This window comes from Sporolactobacillus mangiferae, assembly GCF_023336505.1.
GTDB lineage: Bacteria > Bacillota > Bacilli > Bacillales > Sporolactobacillaceae > Sporolactobacillus > Sporolactobacillus mangiferae.
This window is the reverse complement of sequence record NZ_JAMAST010000010.1, coordinates 62,599-81,524: the sequence shown is the minus strand read 5'-3', so window position 1 is coordinate 81,524 and position 18,926 is coordinate 62,599. Positions and strand designations below refer to the sequence as shown.

Below are 18,926 nucleotides of genomic sequence, written 5' to 3'. Positions count from 1 at the left end.
AAAAGAATAAAGAACAGGAAGTCATTATGGAATGGCGACCTGTTTCTTTATATATTTTATATAATGTTAACCTTTCCAATCAGTATAAGGTACATTATAATATACATATTGATTTACTTTATTAATTATTCCACAGTAGCTCAGTGGTAGAGCAATCGGCTGTTAACCGATCGGTCGTAGGTTCGAACCCTACCTGTGGAGCCATGCTTCCATAGCTCAGTTCGGTAGAGCACTTCCATGGTAAGGAAGGGGTCGCTGGTTCAAGTCCAGTTGGAAGCTTACTTATGAAACGTGGATGCATCAAGACTTTTAGCTTATTGCTGGCCTTGATGCATCTTTTGTTTTTTCAGGAAGGAGAGGTGTGCTCAAAATTCGGCTGGTCTATTGACGCGTCCAATTTTGGACCGGTTTCTTAGATTCCCTCAAGTCTGAGGACATCCTTCATAAAAAATGATTGGCGCAATTTTGCGCTGACCTACCCAATTTATTTTAAACGGATCAAATTTGAGCTCATTAAATCATCCCTCAATTTTGAGGAGTAGGAGAAAACCCTCTATTAAGTACAGAATTGTACTGGTTAAGTCATTCCCCAAAATTGGGTTGTGACATGCTATAATCAACACAGGCAATAAATGAAGCATATGAGCCGATGACAGTCAAGCGATCACACTAATGATTAGTTTTGGCGTGCTCATCGCAATGCTGTCAAACAAAAAGAAATAATCCGTCTCATATGCTCTAGCAGGAGTTGAGACGGATCACTCTGTAAGATATTCGTTTAGCACTGCATCCGCTCTGTGCGGATATTGCCATTCGCGCACTGGCGGTTTTATTTTATGTTCCTTGTGTCTTTATTATACCCGGATTCAGCTGAAAAATGCAACGAACGGAAATGCACTGCTAAAATTGCGCAGTCAGTAGATCGATTGAGAAGAAAAAAGTGGAAGAAGATTTGGAAGAAGAAATAATCCATGATATAGCGATAAAAAGCATTTCAATCAACGTGGCAGATTAAAAATGCCTTTATATCAGGCTTCATAAACTGAAACAAATTGAAAAATATCATGTCATTGGTTATGGTAGGGAAGAGGTTGCTGGGTTCAAGTCCAGATGGAAGCTTACTTATGAAACGTGGATGCATCAAGGTTTTCAGCCAATAGCTGGTGACATTGATGCATCTTTTTCGAGAACGTGGATTAAAAAAAAAGATAAAAGAGTGAAACGCCGTTGTTTCTGCAGTCTCTTTTATTTGAGACCTGCTCCATCATGAAAAACACAAAATGCCTGCTCGCCATCCAGTTTAAAATACCCAACGGTGCTCCCCTGATAGGTTATTGCATCAACATATTCCAGCACAGGTCCTGATGCGGCTTGTGCAGAAGATGGTTGAAACCAGGCCATAATTCGAGAGAAAAGAGACTTTCTTTGTGTCAATTTCTGACCCTTAACACCAGATTTCAACAGCTGCTTTAAATTTGCCGACAACTGTTCATCCCCGTTACCGACAAACAAAGGCTCATTATTAAGGAGAAGGTTTCCCTTATCATCTGTCGTTATTACACCTGTTTCATTAGGATTACTTCGATACTTATTAATGATGTCTTCACTGCGTTTTAATTTGAGCTTTGATCCATCAGCCGCAGTAACATCCTTATATATTTCTACCCCATCTACTTTATCAATCAACGAACCCTCTGGTTTTTCATTACCAATCTGTTTATTCAACGTTTTGGATGCGGATTCAAGTGTTTTCATTTTCTTCTCTGCCTGATTGCCTTCAGCAATTGTACTTCAACCGGCAGTCCATTCTTAGCCGGTGCTGTATAAATCTGTACCTTTTTGATCTTGGCTTGGATCAGCGGTAAATCATAATAATAATTGACCGTAAGGTTATTTTTTCCCAATGTACCCTTTGGATTGTTACTTTGATCCTTTTTTAAATCATAGCCTGATCCGATGAACCGGTACGTATAGTTCTTTCCGTTTCTCACTGTTTTTTTAGTTTTTATTTCCGGATGTTTGCTTACCGTTTCGTCATAGGTGTCGCCTTGATGTTTCGTTATAACTTTAGCCTTCACCGGGTTTCCTTTTTCATCCGTGATTGGCTTACCTGTTCGGGCATCCAAATAGTTTACGGTAACTGTCCGGCGGAGCTTGTAATCAAACTGATGGCTTAAATTTCGATAGGGCATTTGATCGCCGCCCCAAGTGACCGACGTTTCTTGCCACAAGCCATTGACAAAAAGATCGTACAGTTTTTTACCATTGTCCCTTTTGATGGTTGCTTCGCCCTTATAGGCATTATTCTTGTCTTTTTGGTAGCCATATTTACTGCCAACCTTTATCTTTTCCGTTATATCGCTGAACAGATCGTAATCCGCTTTAATGTTTTTCTTCGTGACGTGAACGCTGTGATAAGGCGTGTAATACACTTTCACCGTCACGTTTTTGCGTGGCATGGTGCCGTTTAAATTCCCGGATGTTTTGTTGTATCGGTACTCCGTTTTTTGTGTTGCATAGCTCCATGCAGTATCCAGATTTAGGTTTGCCTTGTTATGGATCAGTTCCAGACGGTTGTATGAATGACCCGTCCAATGCGTACTTTTTTCCGGAATACCGGAAAAGGTCAATTCTCGATTGTTGTAATTGTCGTAAAAGCGGACAGTCAGATCCCATTTCGTTTTGTAGTAGAAATAAACATCTTTATTTTGACTGTCCATTTTCACCGTATAACTCGTTGCTCCCGTTCCTTCCGCTCCGGATGGAACTGTCCCTTTTGGAAGCCCGGAATAATTGTCAACAGAGTACGCGTAGGGCCATTCCTGATGCCCATTATAGGTGTAATACTGTACATCATTGTTATCACGTGTCGAGTACAGTTTCTTTTCTGCACCAATCGTAATTTCCTTTTTTTCTGACTTGAATTGCTGTCCTGTGTCCAGATCAACATGGTGAACATTAACCGTACCAATTTGTGGCTTGAAGTCTACTTTAAAACTGTCATTTTTTGTCGGGTCTTTTTTTGAATCTGGTCTCATTAAAGGCTGATAATTTCCTGAAGATGAAAATGAAATCATTGGCGTTAGCGTTTTTATCGTTGTGGTTTTTTTACCACTTTTATAAACTGTTCCGTAGTCCAACGGAGCTTCAAAATGAAATTTTTGTCCACCATATATAGTTATATTTTTGCCGGAAGCACGTTTCCCGTTCGATTCATTGACGATGGTTACGTTTTTTGGTGCATAAAGAACGACCTTGTTGGCTTTATCTGCATTTAGTTTGGCGGACTGAGATACCTGCTTGCCGTTTTTAACACTGGTACTTAAAGTATGATTTGAAAATTTAAATGTGGTTGATGGAGTTGTTCCGTGTTGTACTTTGTCCCACAACTCAGCATAGCCATCAATATTCTGACCGGATGTACCGCCAGAATAAAGCCGATCCAAAATTAATGATGTAACCACAGTGCCCTTTTTAAATTTTTCCGAATGATAATCATCGGTATAAGAACCGAAGATGTTTTTTTCTCCACCCCACCCGTAATACAGCGCTTTTCTCACTTTGTCATTGCTATAGGGCTTAAATGGCTCATAGGGAGTATTATCCCCTGCTGTTGCTCCATCGTGAAAAACACAAAATGCCTGCTCGCCATCCAGCTTAAAATACCCAACGGTGCTCCCCTGATAGGTTATTGCATCAACATATTCCAGATCAGGTCCTGAAGCAGCTTGTACAGAAGACGGCTGAAACCAGGCCAGAATACGTGAGAAAAGCGACTTTTTTTGTGTCAATTTCTGCCCTTTAACACCGGATTTCAAAAGCTGTTTTAAATTTGCGGGCAACTGTTCGTCACCATTACCGATAAACAATGGCTCATTATTAAGGAGAAGGTTTCCTTTATCATCTGTCGTTATTGTACCTGTTTCATTGGGATTGCTTCGATACCTATTAATGATGTCTTCACTGCGCTTTAATTTAAGCTTGGTTCCGTCAGCAGCGGTGACATCTTTATAAATCTCAACACCATCAACCTTTTTCAGCAAAGTTCCTTCGGGTTTGTTTGCTTTTTCCTTGTTAAGTTTGTTGGACTCCGTTTCCAATGTCTTTGTTTTATTAGTGCCAAGTGATGTCTCGTCTTCGGCATGCACTGGTAATTGAACCACTTGCAACAAAAGAACGAATATTAAAGTAAATGCAGTGATTTTATAAAAGAATCGCTTATTATTCATCCTTACCGCACCCCATAAATTAATAATTTCAAATAACAAAACTCAACAAACTAATCAATAAATGTTGAGTTTATTAAAAATCAGTGTTTAATTTTATCCCAAGGAATGTTTTCGTTTGGTTTTTGCCACTTTCCTTTTGCACCTTTCCAAGTATTACCATCTGGATCAATTTCACCTTTTTCTGTCCATTTACCACCATCAATTTTTACACTGCCGCTACTTTTCTTAGTTGTCGTCGATTTACTACCTGTTTGCGTGCTTTTCGCCGGAGCTGTCTTAGTTGTACTTTTCTTAGTTGTTGTCTTTTTAGCAGCGGTGTTGGTTGATGATGCTTTTGGAGTCGTCGTTTTCTTAGGTGTCGTAGATTTCTTAGATGATGCCGAAGCAGATTCCGATGTTTTTCTGGTAGTGCCTGATTTGCTTGTTGATGCAACTTTCTTTACGGCTTTATCTGCCGAACTTGCCGTTTCTTTCTTATCTTTGTTCTCCGTCTTAGAAGCGTCTTTGGTCTTTGCCGCCGAACTGCTGTCGGTGGACGAACTTTCCTCTTTAGAAGGGCTGGACATAGCTTCTGTAGAATCACTGGATTCTGTTTTTTTTGCCTTCTCCTGCTTCTCGACTTGAACGGCCTTTTCCTTCTGATCAGACTTTACCGCTGTCGTGCTGCCGCAGGCAGCGGTTGCGCTGAGCATAGTGAGGACAAGTCCTGCAATAAGAAATGATTTCTTATTCATTTTAGATTCCTCCAAACGTAAGTAGTGAAAGGTAGGGTGTTATGTATATATAGTATAGAGTTGCCTTTTTACTAGTTGAGATATTGATCCTCGGCATGCACTGGTAATTGGATTACCACTTGCAATAAAAGAACGAATATTAAAGTAAATGCCGTGATTTTATAAAAGAATCGCTTATTATTCATCCTTACCGCACCTCATAAATTAATAATTTCGAATAATAAACACAACAAATTATTTATAAAAATTTGTTGTGCCTGTATAAGCATTAGGGATTAATTTTATCCCAAGGAATGCCTCCCGGATCTTTTGCCTTTCCACCTTCCCATGTATTTCCTCCGGGATCAATTTCTCCATGTTCTGTTGGAGCATCGCCCTTCCACTTCACACTACCCCCGCTCTTTTTAGAAGAGCTTGCTTTACTACCTGTTTGCGTACTTTTCGCCGGAGCTGTCTTAGTTGTACTTTTCTTAGTTGTCGTCTTTTTAGCAGCGGTGTTGGTTGATGATGCTTTTGAAGTCGTCGTTTTTTTAGTTGTCGTGGATTTCTTAGATGATGACGAAGCAGATCCCGATGTTTTTCTGGCCGCGCCTGATTTGCTTGTTGACGCAGCTTTCTTTACGGACTCATCTGCCGAACTTGCCGTTTCTTTCTTATCTTTGTTCTCCGTCTTAGAAGTGTCTGTGGCCTTTTCCGCCGAACTGCTGTCGGTGGACGAACTTTCCTCTTTAGAAGGGCTGGATGTAGCTTCTGTAGAATCACTGGATTCTGCTTTTTTTGCCTTCTCCTGCTTTTCGACTTGAACGGCCTTTTCCTTCTGATCAGACTTTACCGCTGTTGTGCTGCCGCAGGCAGCAGTTGCGCCGAGCATAGTGAGGACAAGTAACAAAATCAAACCTTTATACTTGATCATCAAATGCAACTCCTTTATTTAAGCAAAGGGCAACAAATTACTTCTAATGTTATATTACCATTAATTTGTTTGGATTAGGATTTGGGTAAACGTAAAAGTAGACTGAAAATGGGAATTTATGCAATACTTATTTAGAAAACATTGCAAAAGAAAAAAAGAGATGAGATACTTTTATCGGTAATACAAAAGTCATTTATTCCAACTTTCGTTAATAGTTTGATGAGAGTGAGGTAGCGAATTTGGATGCATTGATTGCTATTATTGTGATTTCTATCTTTGTAATCCTCTCTGTATATGTTAAAAAAAGGTTTCTTTATTCATATCTTAACCTGAAAATACGGATTATTCCTGAACTTATTATTGGAATCTTCAGCTTGATGCTAACTGCGCATGCTGATATTACTGCTAAGGTTCCGCCGGAGAATGTTACTAAGCTGATCTTTCTCTTTCTTGCTTTGAATCTCTGTAATCTCGTTCTGTACTTGCTGTGTAACACGGTGTTAACGCTGGGTTATATATTGATCAATACCAAAACAAGAAATACGATACTCACACAGTATCAGTCAAGGAAAATGGTTAATGATGTGAGGCGATTATTGAAAGGCCGCAATGGCAACAAAAATGGATGCATGGTTCGTAAGCTTATTGATGTAAATCAAATGATTATATCAATAGACAAAACAAATGAAGAGGCGCTCGCCTGCATTAACTATCAGTTAGAAGCTATCAAAAAGGCGTACGGGGAAAGTGATATCGCAAAAATGATCAGAACATGGCTTGCACACCCAAATATTAATAATCTGAAAAAATCACTCTACGACCCTTTAATTGGCGAAGAGATAGTTAATGCTATTCAAATATATGGATTGGATATTTCTCAACTCTATAATCAAGGGTTCATTAATTTTCAGGAATTGGCCAAGCCAAATCTGGATTTCAGTATATTAAAAAGCGGAATTGATGGAGAAAAGCGTGTTATAAAAGAGTTAGACTTATACAAAGATTATTTCCATTATCATCCTAATATCCGTTTGCTTGGATCAATTTGATACTGACTGGTTCAAGAGGGATATTTACGCTGGAAATAAAAAATTATGGTGAAAAAGGTGTTTGGGGGCTAAGGATCAGCAGGGACGGACGATGGATTAGAGTGAATCCGGATAAAACCGAGGTCACTTTTGATAAAAATGCAACAGAACAGTCAAATCGCCATTTTGTCCTGTTGGAAAGAAAAATTAATTTGGAATTAGGAAAATATGGATACAGGGGAAAACCAATTTCTGTTTTCCCAATTATAGTTATTGCGAATGATATCATAGATATACATAACGAATCGGATGTCCCAATTATTCGACGATCTAATTTAATTCACGAAGTGAGAAAATACAATGAAAAGTTACTCGAAAACGTTTTGCAGTTTATACGGGAAATGCTTGGCCGGGAGACGCTACCGCCAAAAAAGCATCCAAAACATTTCTACAGAGAGAACATTGTCGATTATCTGGGGCAGCTCAGATATGACATTGAAACATTGTGCGAGATTGGGAACAGGTACGCCCTGTATGCATTAAGTACCTCAAAGCATAGTTATAAAAATCAGAAACAATGATTAGTCATCATGCGGCGCTTCCCATCTTATGGATTTCTTTCTAGATGAACAGTGTAATTAATTATGAATATATTTTTGATTCAATCCATTCCATTCATAAATCATTGTATGTATTTTTCGTCAATGACAGATATTTTATTGTCTGCGAATTATTGTTATGAGAATGCCCATACTATTGTGCAGTAGAATATGATTTTAGTAGTTTCGTTTACAGTTGTGCACCACAGCTTTTATATCGTCCATCTTTTCTGGATTTTTGACACCCTCATAAAAAAAGAAAAGGCCTCTCGACGGAAGAAGGCAAAAGGATAAACGATTAGAACCAAAAGTCAAAGCATGAACGTTCTCTGCTGCAGGCATCGCATTTGCTCGGAAGTCCGGGATCTATAACTTCGGTTCGCTCGGATTCCTGCACAATGTGTCCTGGAACGTTGACAATGTTCCGTCGGTTGACGTGAATTACCGGATGAATCACCGGAATATATCTTGATACAAACGTATCATGGATTACATATTGTGGATCGCAATAAGCCTGACATTTGAACTGTTGTTGCCGGAATTGCCATTTTCTTTACCCATAAGTCATCACCTCATTATTAGTGAATGCAGCAAATTGAAAAGGAACCCGGACAGGTATCTAATTGGAAATGATTTAATCATTGCCGTTGCAGGAAAAGAATTGACAGGCTGACACGGTTTCATGAGAAACAACGCCCGATGAGCAGAAAACGAAGACGGCGGAGCAGGCAGGATACGGTGCGGCTAAAAGGCAGATAGAAGCACGGAAATGTACCTTAAAGCCAGGGGTAAATGATCCATAAATAAACGTTTGTTTATACAGAAATGCTCAGGCTGTTGATCCAGTTGGAAGCATGCCTTAAAAGGCTGATATATCAGGACCTCTCTGATCGAATCACTGAAAAAAAGCCCCATGCCGGGCTGAACATGGGGAAAGAACAACAGATTGGGAATGGAATGTTGTTCCTGGTACATATAGCCTATTTATTAAAAAGTAAACCTGGCGAGAGAAAGAAAATATTTATTTTCCGGTAGCTTTTGATCTAATTGTCCTTGCTCTGATCAGATAGATTAAAGAAAGTGACGCAAGCATGCCTATAGAGAGAGGACACTGATCCGTTGATGATCATTGAACAGCGCGCCAAGTAAGCTTAGCAAAATCATAATCAGACCGAAGCAATCGAGGCACCGAAGCAGAGAGCGGCACGCTGCTCAAGATCAGTATGTCCCGTTCGCACTGTACAGTTTCAAACACTGCGGTCACCGTTTCATGGTATAATGAATAAAGCGTTTTCACAAAACGGAATTTTGGAGGGACATACGATGCGTGAAGTCTATATTATCCGACATGGGCAGAGCGAGGCGAACAAGGCGGATATAGTACAGGGAAGCGGAATTGATTTACCACTTACAGATCAGGGGATTCATCAGGCAGAACAGTTGCGCGCGCATTTTGAAGTCAGTAAATTGGACAAATTATGGACCAGTCCGCTTAAACGTGCCGTCCAGACGGCGAACATTTTGCGAAAGGGCACGAATCTGTCCATTCAGACCGACGCGCGCATTCGTGAAATAGGCTATGGAAAGTGGGAAGGAAAAAATGAGTCCCAATTCCGTGAACGTCATCCTGAATATTTCACGCATATGGGGCAGTTTAAACCGATTCTGGATCAATACGCGGGTGGGGAACGCTTTTCTGATGTTGAAGCCCGTGTTGCCGCATTCTGGGAAGAGGTACAAAAAGACGGCTCATGGACGTCTCTTGGCGTCGTCTGTCATGGGTTCATTTCGGTCACATTTTTAAAGATCATGCTGGGTGTTCCCGATGTGCTTACTTTTTTTGAACCGGACAATGCCAGTGTGTCGAAAGTGACCATTACGCCTGAAGATGAACCCAATTCGCTGATTTATTTTAATCGGAGCTATTTTTGACTTCTTAGCTCCTTTAACCGAGGGCTGCTTCAACACGAAAAAAAGGAGTGTCATTTTTAATGACTTACTCCGATTTATGATAAAAGGGTCTGGATTGTGTATGAAACATCAGCGTGAGCGGGCAATCAGCTGTTTCCTGAATTTGATTGCTTCATAAGCATGACGATCAATACCTTTATCTCCGATTGATGAGCCGGTATCACTGTAAAAACCATGGTAATCAGAGCCGCCAGAGATGACCAGACCATGTTTTTCAGCCAGCTGCATCGCCTGTTGCTCTGCAAGTGAGTCATGCAGCGGGTGGTACACTTCAATGCCCTCAAGTCCGGCGCGTACCCATTCGGGAACGGCTGTAAAGTTATCAAACTGCCCGGGATGAGCCAGAATGGGTACACCGCCGGCAGCGCGAATGGTTTGAATCGCATCCCTTGCATCTAGGTAGTGTACGGGCACGTAGGCAGACCCCTGGCCGCGTGCGAACAGCTGATGATATAAATCACCGTAAATTGCGTCTGTATAACCTTTATCGATCAGGGTGTGCATGATGTGCTGCTTATAGACATTGGTGCTGTCTGCTGCGTGCGCGGCGACTTCCTCCCATGTAATCGAGTAACCAAGCGTGATCAGTCTGTCGACCATTTCTTTTGAAGCCTGTGCCCGTTCCTCGCGCATCGGCCTGCAGAGCGTTTCAATCGCCGGATGTTCCGGATCAATAAACAGGCCAAGCAGATGGGCACGCCGGTCACGCGCATAATCATAACCGGAAATCTCAATACCTGGAATAACGGTGACGCCGATCTTCTTCCCGTAAGAAACGGCACGTGCGATGCCGCTTGTTGTGTCATGATCGGTAATGGCAAGGAAATCAACACCATTGTGTTTGGCCTGATCAAGAACGGTTTCAATGGAGTCAGAGTTGTCGGAAATTGACGTATGGCAGTGCAGATCAATCATGGGCCGGCACCTCCACGCGAAAACTAAGTCCGTGCTGGTCGAATCCGAGCGTTTCATAGAAAGCATGGGCACCCGTTCGTTTCAAATCACTTGAGAGCATCAGTTTGTAGCAGTGATTTGCTGCTGCACGCTTCATGGCATCCTCCATCATTTTTCTTCCAATGCCTTGTCCGCGCGTTGCTTCGGCAACGACAACATTTTCAATAAGGGCGATCTTTTTCCCCCCGTGTCCAAAGTTGTCGAGAATAATCAGTGAGTAGGTGGCAGTGAGTTCAGCATGATCGAAAAGGCACAGAATTTTATAGTAGGGATACTGAGTGACCTGATGAAGCAGCTGCCATGCTTGATCGGCACTCAGACGGTTCCGGACGTCAAGACAGGAGAGCAGATCCAGGTAGTCATCGATATATTCTGCGTCCAGTTCCTTCCATTCCATCACCATTTAATTCACCTCTTTCAGAATGCCGGACTGAAGTTGATACGTTCGGTCAACTACAGATTCCATGAAATCCAGATCGTGAAAAATGCCAATCATCGTGGTACCCGCCATTTTCAATTCATGAATCCGTTCTTTAACCGTTTCTTTGGAAGCCTGATCAAGTGACGCAGTCGGCTCATCCAAAAGCAGCAGCCGAGTCTTCCTGACCATGGCGCGCGCAAGATTGAGCCGGAGTTTTTCGCCGCCGCTGAATGTTTTCGGATAGGTATTCCATAAAGCTTCACGCAAATGAAAATGAGCAAGCATGTCTTCCGCGCGCAGGCGCGCGGCTGCTTCATCTTCACCCATTTCAAGAAGTGATTCGGCCACAAATTCAAGTGCGGTTGTACGCGGCATGATGCTGAGAAACTGGGAAACGTAACCGATCTCTGTCTGGCGGAGCTTAATCATTTGACGATCCATGGCTGAGGCAAGATCGACTGTTCCGTACAGATCGGATTGATAATATATGTGGCCGCCGGTGGGTAAGTAGGTTCTGTAGATACATTTTATAATTGTCGACTTTCCGCTTCCGCTTGGGCCGGTGATGCCAAGAAATTCACCTTCATTAACTGAAAAACTGATGTTTCGGCAGCCGGTAATCTTCTTTTCATCAAATTGATGCATAAGAAATGTTTTTTCGAGCGCATCAACGCGAAGTAGTGTGTCCAAGTTACGGCCTCCCTTCCTGGATTAGTTTTATAAATGCCTCAGGATCGCACAGTTCTTCATAGTGCTGCTCGATCATTTGACGATCCCAATCCCACCAGCGGCTTTCCAGAAACTGATGGATCAGTGTCTCGCTGAATCGTTTACGCAGCGGCCGGGCGGGGACGCCGGCCACAATGGTATAAGCGGCGACATCTTTTGTAACAACTGCTCCGGCGCCGATCACTGCCCCGGTGCCAATCGTAATGCCAGCCATGATGGTTGCGCCGTGACCGATCCAGACATCATGACCGATCGTCACCCAGTGAGCTTTCCGCCAGTTAAAGATACGTTCATCGTCCGTCCCGGCAAGCCCGTAGCGTCTGCGCCGATAGGTGATGTGGTGCTGAGTCACACGATCCATCGGATGATTGCCGGGATTGATACGAACGTGAGAGGCAATGGAACAGAACTTCCCGATGGTTGCATAAATGATATCGGCATCACCGGCAGTATAGCTGTAATCACCGAACGTTGTGTCTTCCATGTGTGTATTGGGGCCAATATCTGTCCAGGCGCCGAGCTGAGAATGAATCACGACGGCGTTCGCTGCGATAGTCGGTTGTTCTGAAAGTTGCCGTTCGTCCATAGTGACATCACCTTTCCTGAAGGATGGGCTGTGCGGCCAGATAATTCATACGGCACACTTCTTTGCCGTCCACGAAGACATTGGCCACCTGCGGCTGATTTAATGGGCCAACGTTGACAAGCAACAGATCCGCTTTTTTGCCTGGTTCGATTGATCCGATTTCGTGATCGAGATGCAGCGCTTTGGCAGGATTGAGCGTGACGGTGTTAAAAGCCTGCGATGGATGCATGCCCAGTTCAAAGTGCAGTTTAAAGGCTGCGTGAAGCAGCGATGCCGGATAATAATCGGAGCATAGAAGGTCAACAAGCCCTTCGTGGACGGCCTCGCGGGCGGAAAGGTTGTTGCTGTGCGATTTGCCCAACACCAGATTTGGCGCCCCCATGACAATCCACATACCGAGTTTGCGTGCGTATCGAGCCGCTTCGATGGTAATAGGGAATTCACTGATTCCAACTTGCCAGCTGTGAACGAGATTCAGTTTATCAATCGTATCGTCATCGTGAGACGCTACTGAAATACCGTATTGAACCGCGCAGTCGATCAACTTTTTAATCTGCTTCGGGTCAAGCTTAGCCTGAGTTCTTGCCTCTTTGATGATTCGTTCCGCTTCTTCTTCAGAAAAATGCCGGTGGTCAATAAGCAGACGCCGCTGCACTTCAAGATCACGATACTGCCCCTGACCGGGAGTATGGTCGGTTAAGGACAGTTCATCAATCTGTCCGCTGCGAATCAGTTCGGTTACGGCGTCAAGCGCATCGATATTGGCGATTTCGTATCGCAAATGCGCCTTGTGATGAATTAAATGTGGGCCTTTGGACAGTCGGTTTATTGAGCCGATTAATTCGTAGGCGGTATCATTGGCGCGTGCTTTGCGAACCGTATTTCGCTTTAAAAGGGATACGGCATGATAGATTGTCGTGATGCCTTCAGCGACAAGTTTTTTCTCCAGCTCGGCAAAAGATAGCTCAACGGCAAAGCGGCTTGTCGGACGTGGCTCGATTTCAACCTCAATCGCGTCGCTGTGTGAATCAATTAATCCCGGGAGAAGCCATTTGCCTCCAGCGTCCAGATCCCCGTCCGTGATCTGATCCGGCTTTCCCGCCGCAATCGATTCAATCCGATCATTTTTTATGGAGACAAATCCATTTTCAATCACGCGATCCGGTAAAACAATTGTTGCATGATAGATATTCATAAGGGCACCTCACAATAAAGAATGGACAAGCAATTGTGTGTATGCGTGATGCGGATCTTCCAGAATCTGGTCCGTCAATCCCGCTTCAATACAGCGGCCTTGCTTCATGACCATTGTCCGGTCGCACAGCATGCGAATGACGCCTAGGTCATGTGAGACAACAATCATTGCCGTGCGGCTTTCATGCTGGATGCGGCGAATCAGATCAAGTACGCGCGCCTGAACAGACAGATCAAGACCGGTCGTGACTTCGTCAAGAAGAAGAATAGGCGGTCGGTTTGCCAGTGCTTTCGAAATTTGCACACGCTGCTGCATACCACCGCTGAAGTTTCGCGGTGCCTCGTTCATGCGAGACAGCGGAATTTCAACGTGATCAAGCAGATCGGCAGCGCGTTTTTGAATGTGATGTACGTTAAAATGCCCCGCGGCGATCAATTTTTCAGCTATGTTTCCCCCGCTGGAAAAATTCATTTTCAATCCGGTCCACGGATTCTGGTAAACCATGCCCATTAAATGATTGCGGATATAGCGCTTTTGCTGCGGCGATTCGAGAAAGATATTTGTTTCTCCGTCTTGGTAATTGGATAGAGTTGCCGTACCGCCTGTGACCGAAGTGTCAAAGTACAGACATTGAACAAGAGAACTCTTACCCGAGCCACTTTCACCGACTATGCCGAGAATCTCACCTTCGTAAAGATCGAAGGAAAGGTCATTGCATGCCCAGACTGTGCCGCAGCGCGGACAACGGTTGTTGAGTGGCGGCAGGTTTTCCGGTTGGCGGCAGAAGCTGCAGCCCTTGCCGAACCGCTTTGTCAGATGACGGACGCTGAGCAGTGGACGCATTTCATTATGAGTCATAGGTCTGCCTGCCTCATTTCCTGTCGTTTTTGGCAATTGCCTGTATCCGAGCATTGATAGAATTTTTCCCCGCTCGTTTCGTCATAAAGTTCATCAAGAAAGGTGTCGGTACTGCCGCAGCGGCGACAGGAGCAACCGTCAAAGTGTTCCACTTCAAATGGGTAATCCTCGAAAGCGAGCGGCTCAACATCTGTATGAGGCGGGATCGCGTAGATTTTTTTCTCGCGTCCGGCGCCGAACAGAAACAATCCGTCCGCCTGATGCAGCTTAGGCAGATCATATCTGGGAATGGGACTTGGCGCGAAAATGTACCGCTTATGTGCGAGTGCCGGATAGTCTGCACCGATACTGACCTTTCCCCATTTGACGATATCCTCATATAAGCGTAGCCAGATGCCACTATAATCCATTTCCGCATGCAGCTGTTTTGTTTTGCGTTCCTTTGCTTCGACCATGCGCAGGGGTTCGGGCAGCGGCACTTGGAAAACGAGAATTTGATCAGCGCGAATCGGTACTTCAGGAATACGATGGCGTGTCTGAATGAGAGTCGCGCGCTCAGAATCGGTCGTAATCTTTACCTGCGTGCAGGATTGAACGAGTTTTTTAATGCTGATGGCATTGACGCTGTCGTCATTGCCCTGATCAATCACTTTAAGACAGTCATGATCGCCGATAAGTGACAGTGTCAGTTGCAGACCGCCGGTTCCCCAGCCGCGGCCGATCGGCATTTCTCTTGAGGCAAACGGTACCTGGTAGCCGGGAATGGCGACTGCTTTAAGTGTGGCACGACGAATTTCTTTTTTTGATCCTTCATCAAGAAAGGCATAATTATATGTTTGTTTCAGCTTTGCCTGCATCGTTCTGGCCCTCCTTCTGTGCATTTATCTGCCGTTTTTTATCCGCTGTTGCTGTGGCTATTTTCTGCGTTTGCCGCAGAACATCGAGCTTGGATTGGAATGTAATGTAATGCGGCAGTTTCAGATGGGAAACAAACCCGTTTGCTTCGATGCTGTCGACGTGAAGCAGAACGAATTCCTCATCTTGAGTTGGGCTTGGTCCCTCTGTTTCAAGACTCTGTTCAAGAATTGCCATGGCAATGGCTTTTGTTTCGTTCTGCCCGAACGTCAGTCCGTAGCCAAGCCGCAGCTTAACTTCTCCTTGTTCGTCACGTTCAAAGGCATTGATGGTTTCAACTTCAGTAATCATGATTTCGCCAAGACAGATACTTTCGGAAGCATCAAGCGGATAGGCAATGGTTACTTCTGCATAGCCGACACGCAGCTCGCCAATCGTCGGGTGATTCGCGATATGGCTGCGCATGTTGCTGTAGGCAAGTGCAGTCATCGCGCCTGTCTCACCTCTTGCCAGAATCTGAAGTTTCGCCGAACGTGGTGCGGGGAAAGACAGTTTGTCACGCGTGATGTCAAACAATGTACCAGAAGATTTTGGCGGAAACAGCAACCCCTGCTCTCGCAGCAACTTGGCGACTTTCTGGAAAACCGGCGGCTGGCTCAGTTTGAGATCCGGGACCTTTTCACGAAGGATGTTCATCATTTCTGCGCTATTCTCATGATTCAAAGAAAAATTGAGCAGGCGGTGTGTATAGTCCATGGTCGGTCCGAGAATCTGTCCGCCGGGAATATCCTTAAATGCAGAAGAAATGCGGCGGATAACACGCATACGTCCGGGATCAATAGTCAGTGATTCATAGGTACGCTCAAGCGTTGATCGATAAGCGCGCATTAAAAAAGCAGCTTCACAGAGATCGCCTTCCGCCTGCTTGATGGCAAGCGCGGCATAGTTCGGTGCGTAAAGGCCGCTTTCGCTCATGACGCGGTCCACAAGATGACGCAACTGTTTTTCGATGTCAGTGGTTTCCAGACTATGCTCTGTATCTTTGAGGCGGTACCACAGATTCAGTTGATCAGCTGCTTCGATCGCCTTTTGTCCGCCGGTTACAGCAACATACCCCATTCAGATCACCCCACTTTCAATTAATGTTGTTCTTGGCAATGCGGCAATCTGCCCTTCGTCATCAAAGAGAATGAAATCACAGCCGGTCGGATATTCGCGGTTGCGCACGGCACGCATCCGCAGCCATTCTGCGTCCATGCCTTCTGCAGAGAGAAGGTGCCAGCCGTTGACTCCCGGGCCATGCAGAAGCATCGGCACGTCTAGGTTATCTGAACCGGAAAGCTTGCGGACATGAAGAATAATGGTTGCACTTTTCTCTGGTTCCGCCAGTGTTCCGATTCGGACATTCTGCATTATGGCACGAATTTCATCCGTTTCCGGTGCCGTATCGATAAACAGGTAATCCGCGTCAACAGGCGTGGTATGATGGCTTCCGGTCGTCCACTCAATAGAGCGCTCTGCATCGGGAGCATGGAGATCCTGTGAGTAGAAATGAAAACGGACCTGATGATCGAGTAATGTATGGGCAAGCGCGTAACTGCCGGCGGAGCAAGGACACGTTTCCGGGACATGATGAAAGAGCTCGGCGATGTCATTGATTTTCCCCGGACGCGCCATGCTGTCGAGCAAATGTCGATAGAGATTCCGAGTGTCATGAACGGGCTGAAAGTGATTAGCGTTTGTCATTATATTCCTCCATCGTATCGAAGTGGACCTGTGACTGAGCGCAGCGCGCGTATTCCAAAGCATGCTCTTTCTGAAGCTGCTGCTTCTCGGCACGGAGACGATCGCCCCATCGATCGAGCACAGGCACTCCTGCGTTAAGCGCGGCATCGATGATAGCCATGCAATAAGCGCGCAATGGTTTTTCACCGACAACGATGCCAATACCTAACTTTTGATTAACAGATATAGTGCATTCGGTTACAAGTACTTCGCCCAGATAGAAAGGCTGACTTGAAACAGAATCTTTTGCCTTTGCCATGATCAGAGAGGTCTGTGGTTCACGCTCCACCTGCACTTGCTGTTCCTGAGTAATTTGTTGAGCGATTTGTTCTAAGAGAGGGAGCGAACAGGCGCTCATCGTGCGACTGAGCTGCTGCTTATTCATGAATCGTCGACTCCTTTGTCCGAATTAGACTGTGGCAGTTGTTTCCTTGTCTTGACAGGTTGATCACCGGTACGGGTTTGCTGAGTTCCGGGAGAACAGGAACGGGACACACGCAGAACGAGTTTCATTATTCAGAAAATCACTGATGTCAGCCAGAAGTTTTTATAGAAAACAGTAAATACAAACAGCATCATGTCCGCCGGCTTTGCTCTCCCGTGAAAAGATGGTAAATACAAGTTCTACGGTCGTTACATAGGTCACTGTAACTTATCGATAAGTACAAATCGTTAATGCATTGTAAAAAAGGGGTAAAAAGAGACGGGGATAAAATGGAAACGGTCGTTCAATGAAGAATGGGAGCTGGGAAGTATTTAAGAAATGGCTTTGACGGGAATTTTCGTAATGTAAAAATGGGGAACAAAAGAAAAACAGCAGACATGCAGGAATGATTGTGTTCTGTTAAGGAGTGGAGTGGCTGAGAGGGGCGGCCGGATGCAAAATCAAAGGGGATAAATCAATAAATCATGATTGGAGATCGTGGACCGGGCTTTGCCTGGCTTTTCTTAAAAGTCAATAACATACCGGCACATGTCACTGCGGATTTTGGATACATTGTACTCAAAGGGATGCCCGCTTGGATGCCTGGCGAAACTTTCTATTTTCACAAGCGGGACATTTTCAGGAAGGTGCAGCAGGTCTGTATCTTTCAGCGTGGGCATGATGGCCTGAACGATTGATTTCGTACGGATCGGGCGAATCTGATAGTGCTCAGATAAAATTTTATATAATGATTGAAAGTCGGCCAGGAAATCTGGCAGATCCGGCACGTCATGTGCGCGGATGACCGTAGTAGATAAAGACATTGGCTGTTCATTAATAAAACGTTTGATGCGCAGATCATAGACGTACTCATGCATCTCAAGATCTAAATAACGCGCTTCGTGCGGCATGGGATGCCGCTTTTCCCATTGCATTAACTGTCCGCGGTGAGCGAGTGGCCGCCCTTTAAGATTCGATGAAAATCCGGTCTTTGCCGATAGTGAGTAGGGAAATGCCTCTGGTCGTGATTTAACAAAAGATCCCTTTCCCTGATAGGTGGCGACCCACCCCATATTAATCAGCCTTGAAATAGCAAGCCGGACAACATGATGATTCGTTTGAAACTGCGCGCACAATTCATTTTCTGATGGAAGTCGATCCCCGCAAGCATATGTCCCGTTATTAATCTGAGTGATAAGAAATTCTGCAATCTTCAAATGAAAGGTGTCTGACATCGACATAGAATCACCCCGCGCTGCATGATACCTCTAGTTTATCCTGATTAAATCTATCTGTACATTATTGAGTCGAGCGAACAGACACAATAACAATTCGTCAGTTATCTTTAGCATTCCAGTGTTGTTTTAACATGTGTAAACATTTGTTCCCTGCTTCAGAGAATTTTTCAATAGAAGGGGGCACCGTGAAGATTTAAGTGCTGAGAATAAATAGAATCTGTATTTTAATTATTCTCAACATTTTTTTAATATTCTCTATGTATTCGTTCGCTACAATGGACACTGTGGCTTAAGGACGAGTGGGAAAGAAATTCTATCAGGTGCAAAAGATGTTTGTATACTTTAACGGGCGTAACCATCAATGATTTGGAAAACTTCGGATTATGCCTGGAGAAGCATATCTACAT

At 44.4% G+C, this 18,926-nt stretch carries 18 protein-coding genes and 2 tRNA genes; 5 read left to right on the top strand and 15 right to left on the bottom strand.

All coding sequences use genetic code 11. The features are described from left to right. The first annotated feature begins 129 nt into the window (after positions 1-129). Positions 130-204: transfer RNA gene (locus M3N64_RS09495), tRNA-Asn, on the top strand. 1 nt (position 205) lies between these two features. Then, positions 206-279: transfer RNA gene (locus tag M3N64_RS09490), tRNA-Thr, on the top strand. Between the two features lie 966 nt (positions 280-1,245). On the opposite strand, the gene M3N64_RS09485 is transcribed toward M3N64_RS09490, so the two are convergent. From M3N64_RS09485 to M3N64_RS09470, 4 genes are all read right to left on the bottom strand, one after another. Continuing rightward, positions 1,246-1,755 (bottom strand): hypothetical protein, encoded by a 510-nt coding sequence (locus tag M3N64_RS09485; RefSeq protein WP_249101589.1) that lies wholly within the window; start codon positions 1,753-1,755, stop codon positions 1,246-1,248. After that, positions 1,752-4,229: a MucBP domain-containing protein gene (locus M3N64_RS09480; protein ID WP_249101587.1), complete on the bottom strand. Its 2,478-nt coding sequence runs from the start codon at positions 4,227-4,229 to the stop codon at positions 1,752-1,754. Before M3N64_RS09480 ends, M3N64_RS09485 begins: the two co-directional genes overlap by 4 nt. A gap of 80 nt (positions 4,230-4,309) precedes the next feature. Next, entirely contained in the window at positions 4,310-4,963 is a 654-nt protein-coding gene (locus tag M3N64_RS09475) for a hypothetical protein (protein ID WP_249101583.1), read from the bottom strand. A 268-nt stretch (positions 4,964-5,231) separates the two neighbouring features. Beyond that, positions 5,232-5,876 carry a hypothetical protein gene (locus M3N64_RS09470; RefSeq protein ID WP_249101580.1) on the bottom strand — a complete coding sequence of 215 codons (645 nt, stop codon included), beginning with the start codon at positions 5,874-5,876 and terminating at the stop codon, positions 5,232-5,234. A gap of 239 nt (positions 5,877-6,115) precedes the next feature. On the opposite strand from M3N64_RS09470, the gene M3N64_RS09465 reads away from it, so the two are divergent. From M3N64_RS09465 to M3N64_RS09455, 3 genes are all read left to right on the top strand, one after another. Continuing rightward, the gene (locus tag M3N64_RS09465) at positions 6,116-6,925 is read left to right on the top strand and encodes a hypothetical protein (RefSeq protein WP_249101577.1); all 810 of its coding nucleotides are present in this window, start codon (positions 6,116-6,118) and stop codon (positions 6,923-6,925) included. Further along, positions 6,922-7,485, top strand: a complete 564-nt coding sequence (locus M3N64_RS09460; protein WP_249101574.1) for an NERD domain-containing protein — start codon at positions 6,922-6,924, stop codon at positions 7,483-7,485. Before M3N64_RS09465 ends, M3N64_RS09460 begins: the two co-directional genes overlap by 4 nt. 1,341 nt (positions 7,486-8,826) lie before the next feature. After that, positions 8,827-9,435 carry a histidine phosphatase family protein gene (locus M3N64_RS09455; protein WP_249101569.1) on the top strand — a complete coding sequence of 203 codons (609 nt, stop codon included), beginning with the start codon at positions 8,827-8,829 and terminating at the stop codon, positions 9,433-9,435. A gap of 108 nt (positions 9,436-9,543) precedes the next feature. Here the strand turns inward: M3N64_RS09455 and M3N64_RS09450 are convergent, their stop codons facing one another. The 11 genes from M3N64_RS09450 to M3N64_RS09400 form a co-directional block, all read right to left on the bottom strand. After that, the gene (locus tag M3N64_RS09450; RefSeq protein ID WP_249101566.1) at positions 9,544-10,389 is read right to left on the bottom strand and encodes a PHP domain-containing protein; all 846 of its coding nucleotides are present in this window, start codon (positions 10,387-10,389) and stop codon (positions 9,544-9,546) included. After that, on the bottom strand, positions 10,382-10,831 hold the full coding sequence (locus M3N64_RS09445; RefSeq protein ID WP_249101563.1) for a GNAT family N-acetyltransferase: 450 nt from the start codon (positions 10,829-10,831) through the stop codon (positions 10,382-10,384). The genes M3N64_RS09450 and M3N64_RS09445 overlap by 8 nt, the downstream gene beginning before the upstream one ends. Next, a complete protein-coding gene (gene phnL / locus M3N64_RS09440) occupies positions 10,832-11,539 on the bottom strand; it encodes a phosphonate C-P lyase system protein PhnL (RefSeq protein ID WP_249101562.1) in 708 nt (235 codons plus the stop codon). 1 nt (position 11,540) lies between these two features. Further along, positions 11,541-12,164, bottom strand: a complete 624-nt coding sequence (locus tag M3N64_RS09435) for a DapH/DapD/GlmU-related protein (RefSeq protein ID WP_249101560.1) — start codon at positions 12,162-12,164, stop codon at positions 11,541-11,543. 7 nt (positions 12,165-12,171) lie between these two features. Then, positions 12,172-13,359, bottom strand: a complete 1,188-nt coding sequence (gene phnM, locus M3N64_RS09430; RefSeq protein ID WP_249101558.1) for a phosphonate metabolism protein PhnM — start codon at positions 13,357-13,359, stop codon at positions 12,172-12,174. A gap of 9 nt (positions 13,360-13,368) precedes the next feature. After that, positions 13,369-14,217 (bottom strand): ATP-binding cassette domain-containing protein, encoded by an 849-nt coding sequence (locus M3N64_RS09425; protein ID WP_249101554.1) that lies wholly within the window; start codon positions 14,215-14,217, stop codon positions 13,369-13,371. Then, complete coding sequence (locus tag M3N64_RS09420) at positions 14,214-15,074, bottom strand: alpha-D-ribose 1-methylphosphonate 5-phosphate C-P-lyase PhnJ (protein WP_249101551.1); 861 nt, start codon at positions 15,072-15,074, stop codon at positions 14,214-14,216. Before M3N64_RS09420 ends, M3N64_RS09425 begins: the two co-directional genes overlap by 4 nt. Continuing rightward, complete coding sequence (locus M3N64_RS09415) at positions 15,046-16,191, bottom strand: carbon-phosphorus lyase complex subunit PhnI (protein ID WP_249101548.1); 1,146 nt, start codon at positions 16,189-16,191, stop codon at positions 15,046-15,048. The genes M3N64_RS09420 and M3N64_RS09415 overlap by 29 nt, the downstream gene beginning before the upstream one ends. Further along, positions 16,192-16,818, bottom strand: coding sequence for a phosphonate C-P lyase system protein PhnH (phnH, locus tag M3N64_RS09410; RefSeq protein ID WP_249101545.1), 627 nt, complete (start codon positions 16,816-16,818; stop codon positions 16,192-16,194). Then, positions 16,805-17,242, bottom strand: a complete 438-nt coding sequence (gene phnG, locus M3N64_RS09405) for a phosphonate C-P lyase system protein PhnG (RefSeq protein WP_249101542.1) — start codon at positions 17,240-17,242, stop codon at positions 16,805-16,807. Before phnG ends, phnH begins: the two co-directional genes overlap by 14 nt. Before the next feature lie 563 nt (positions 17,243-17,805). Then, positions 17,806-18,522 carry a GntR family transcriptional regulator gene (locus M3N64_RS09400; protein ID WP_249101539.1) on the bottom strand — a complete coding sequence of 239 codons (717 nt, stop codon included), beginning with the start codon at positions 18,520-18,522 and terminating at the stop codon, positions 17,806-17,808. Positions 18,523-18,926: the final 404 nt, after the last annotated feature.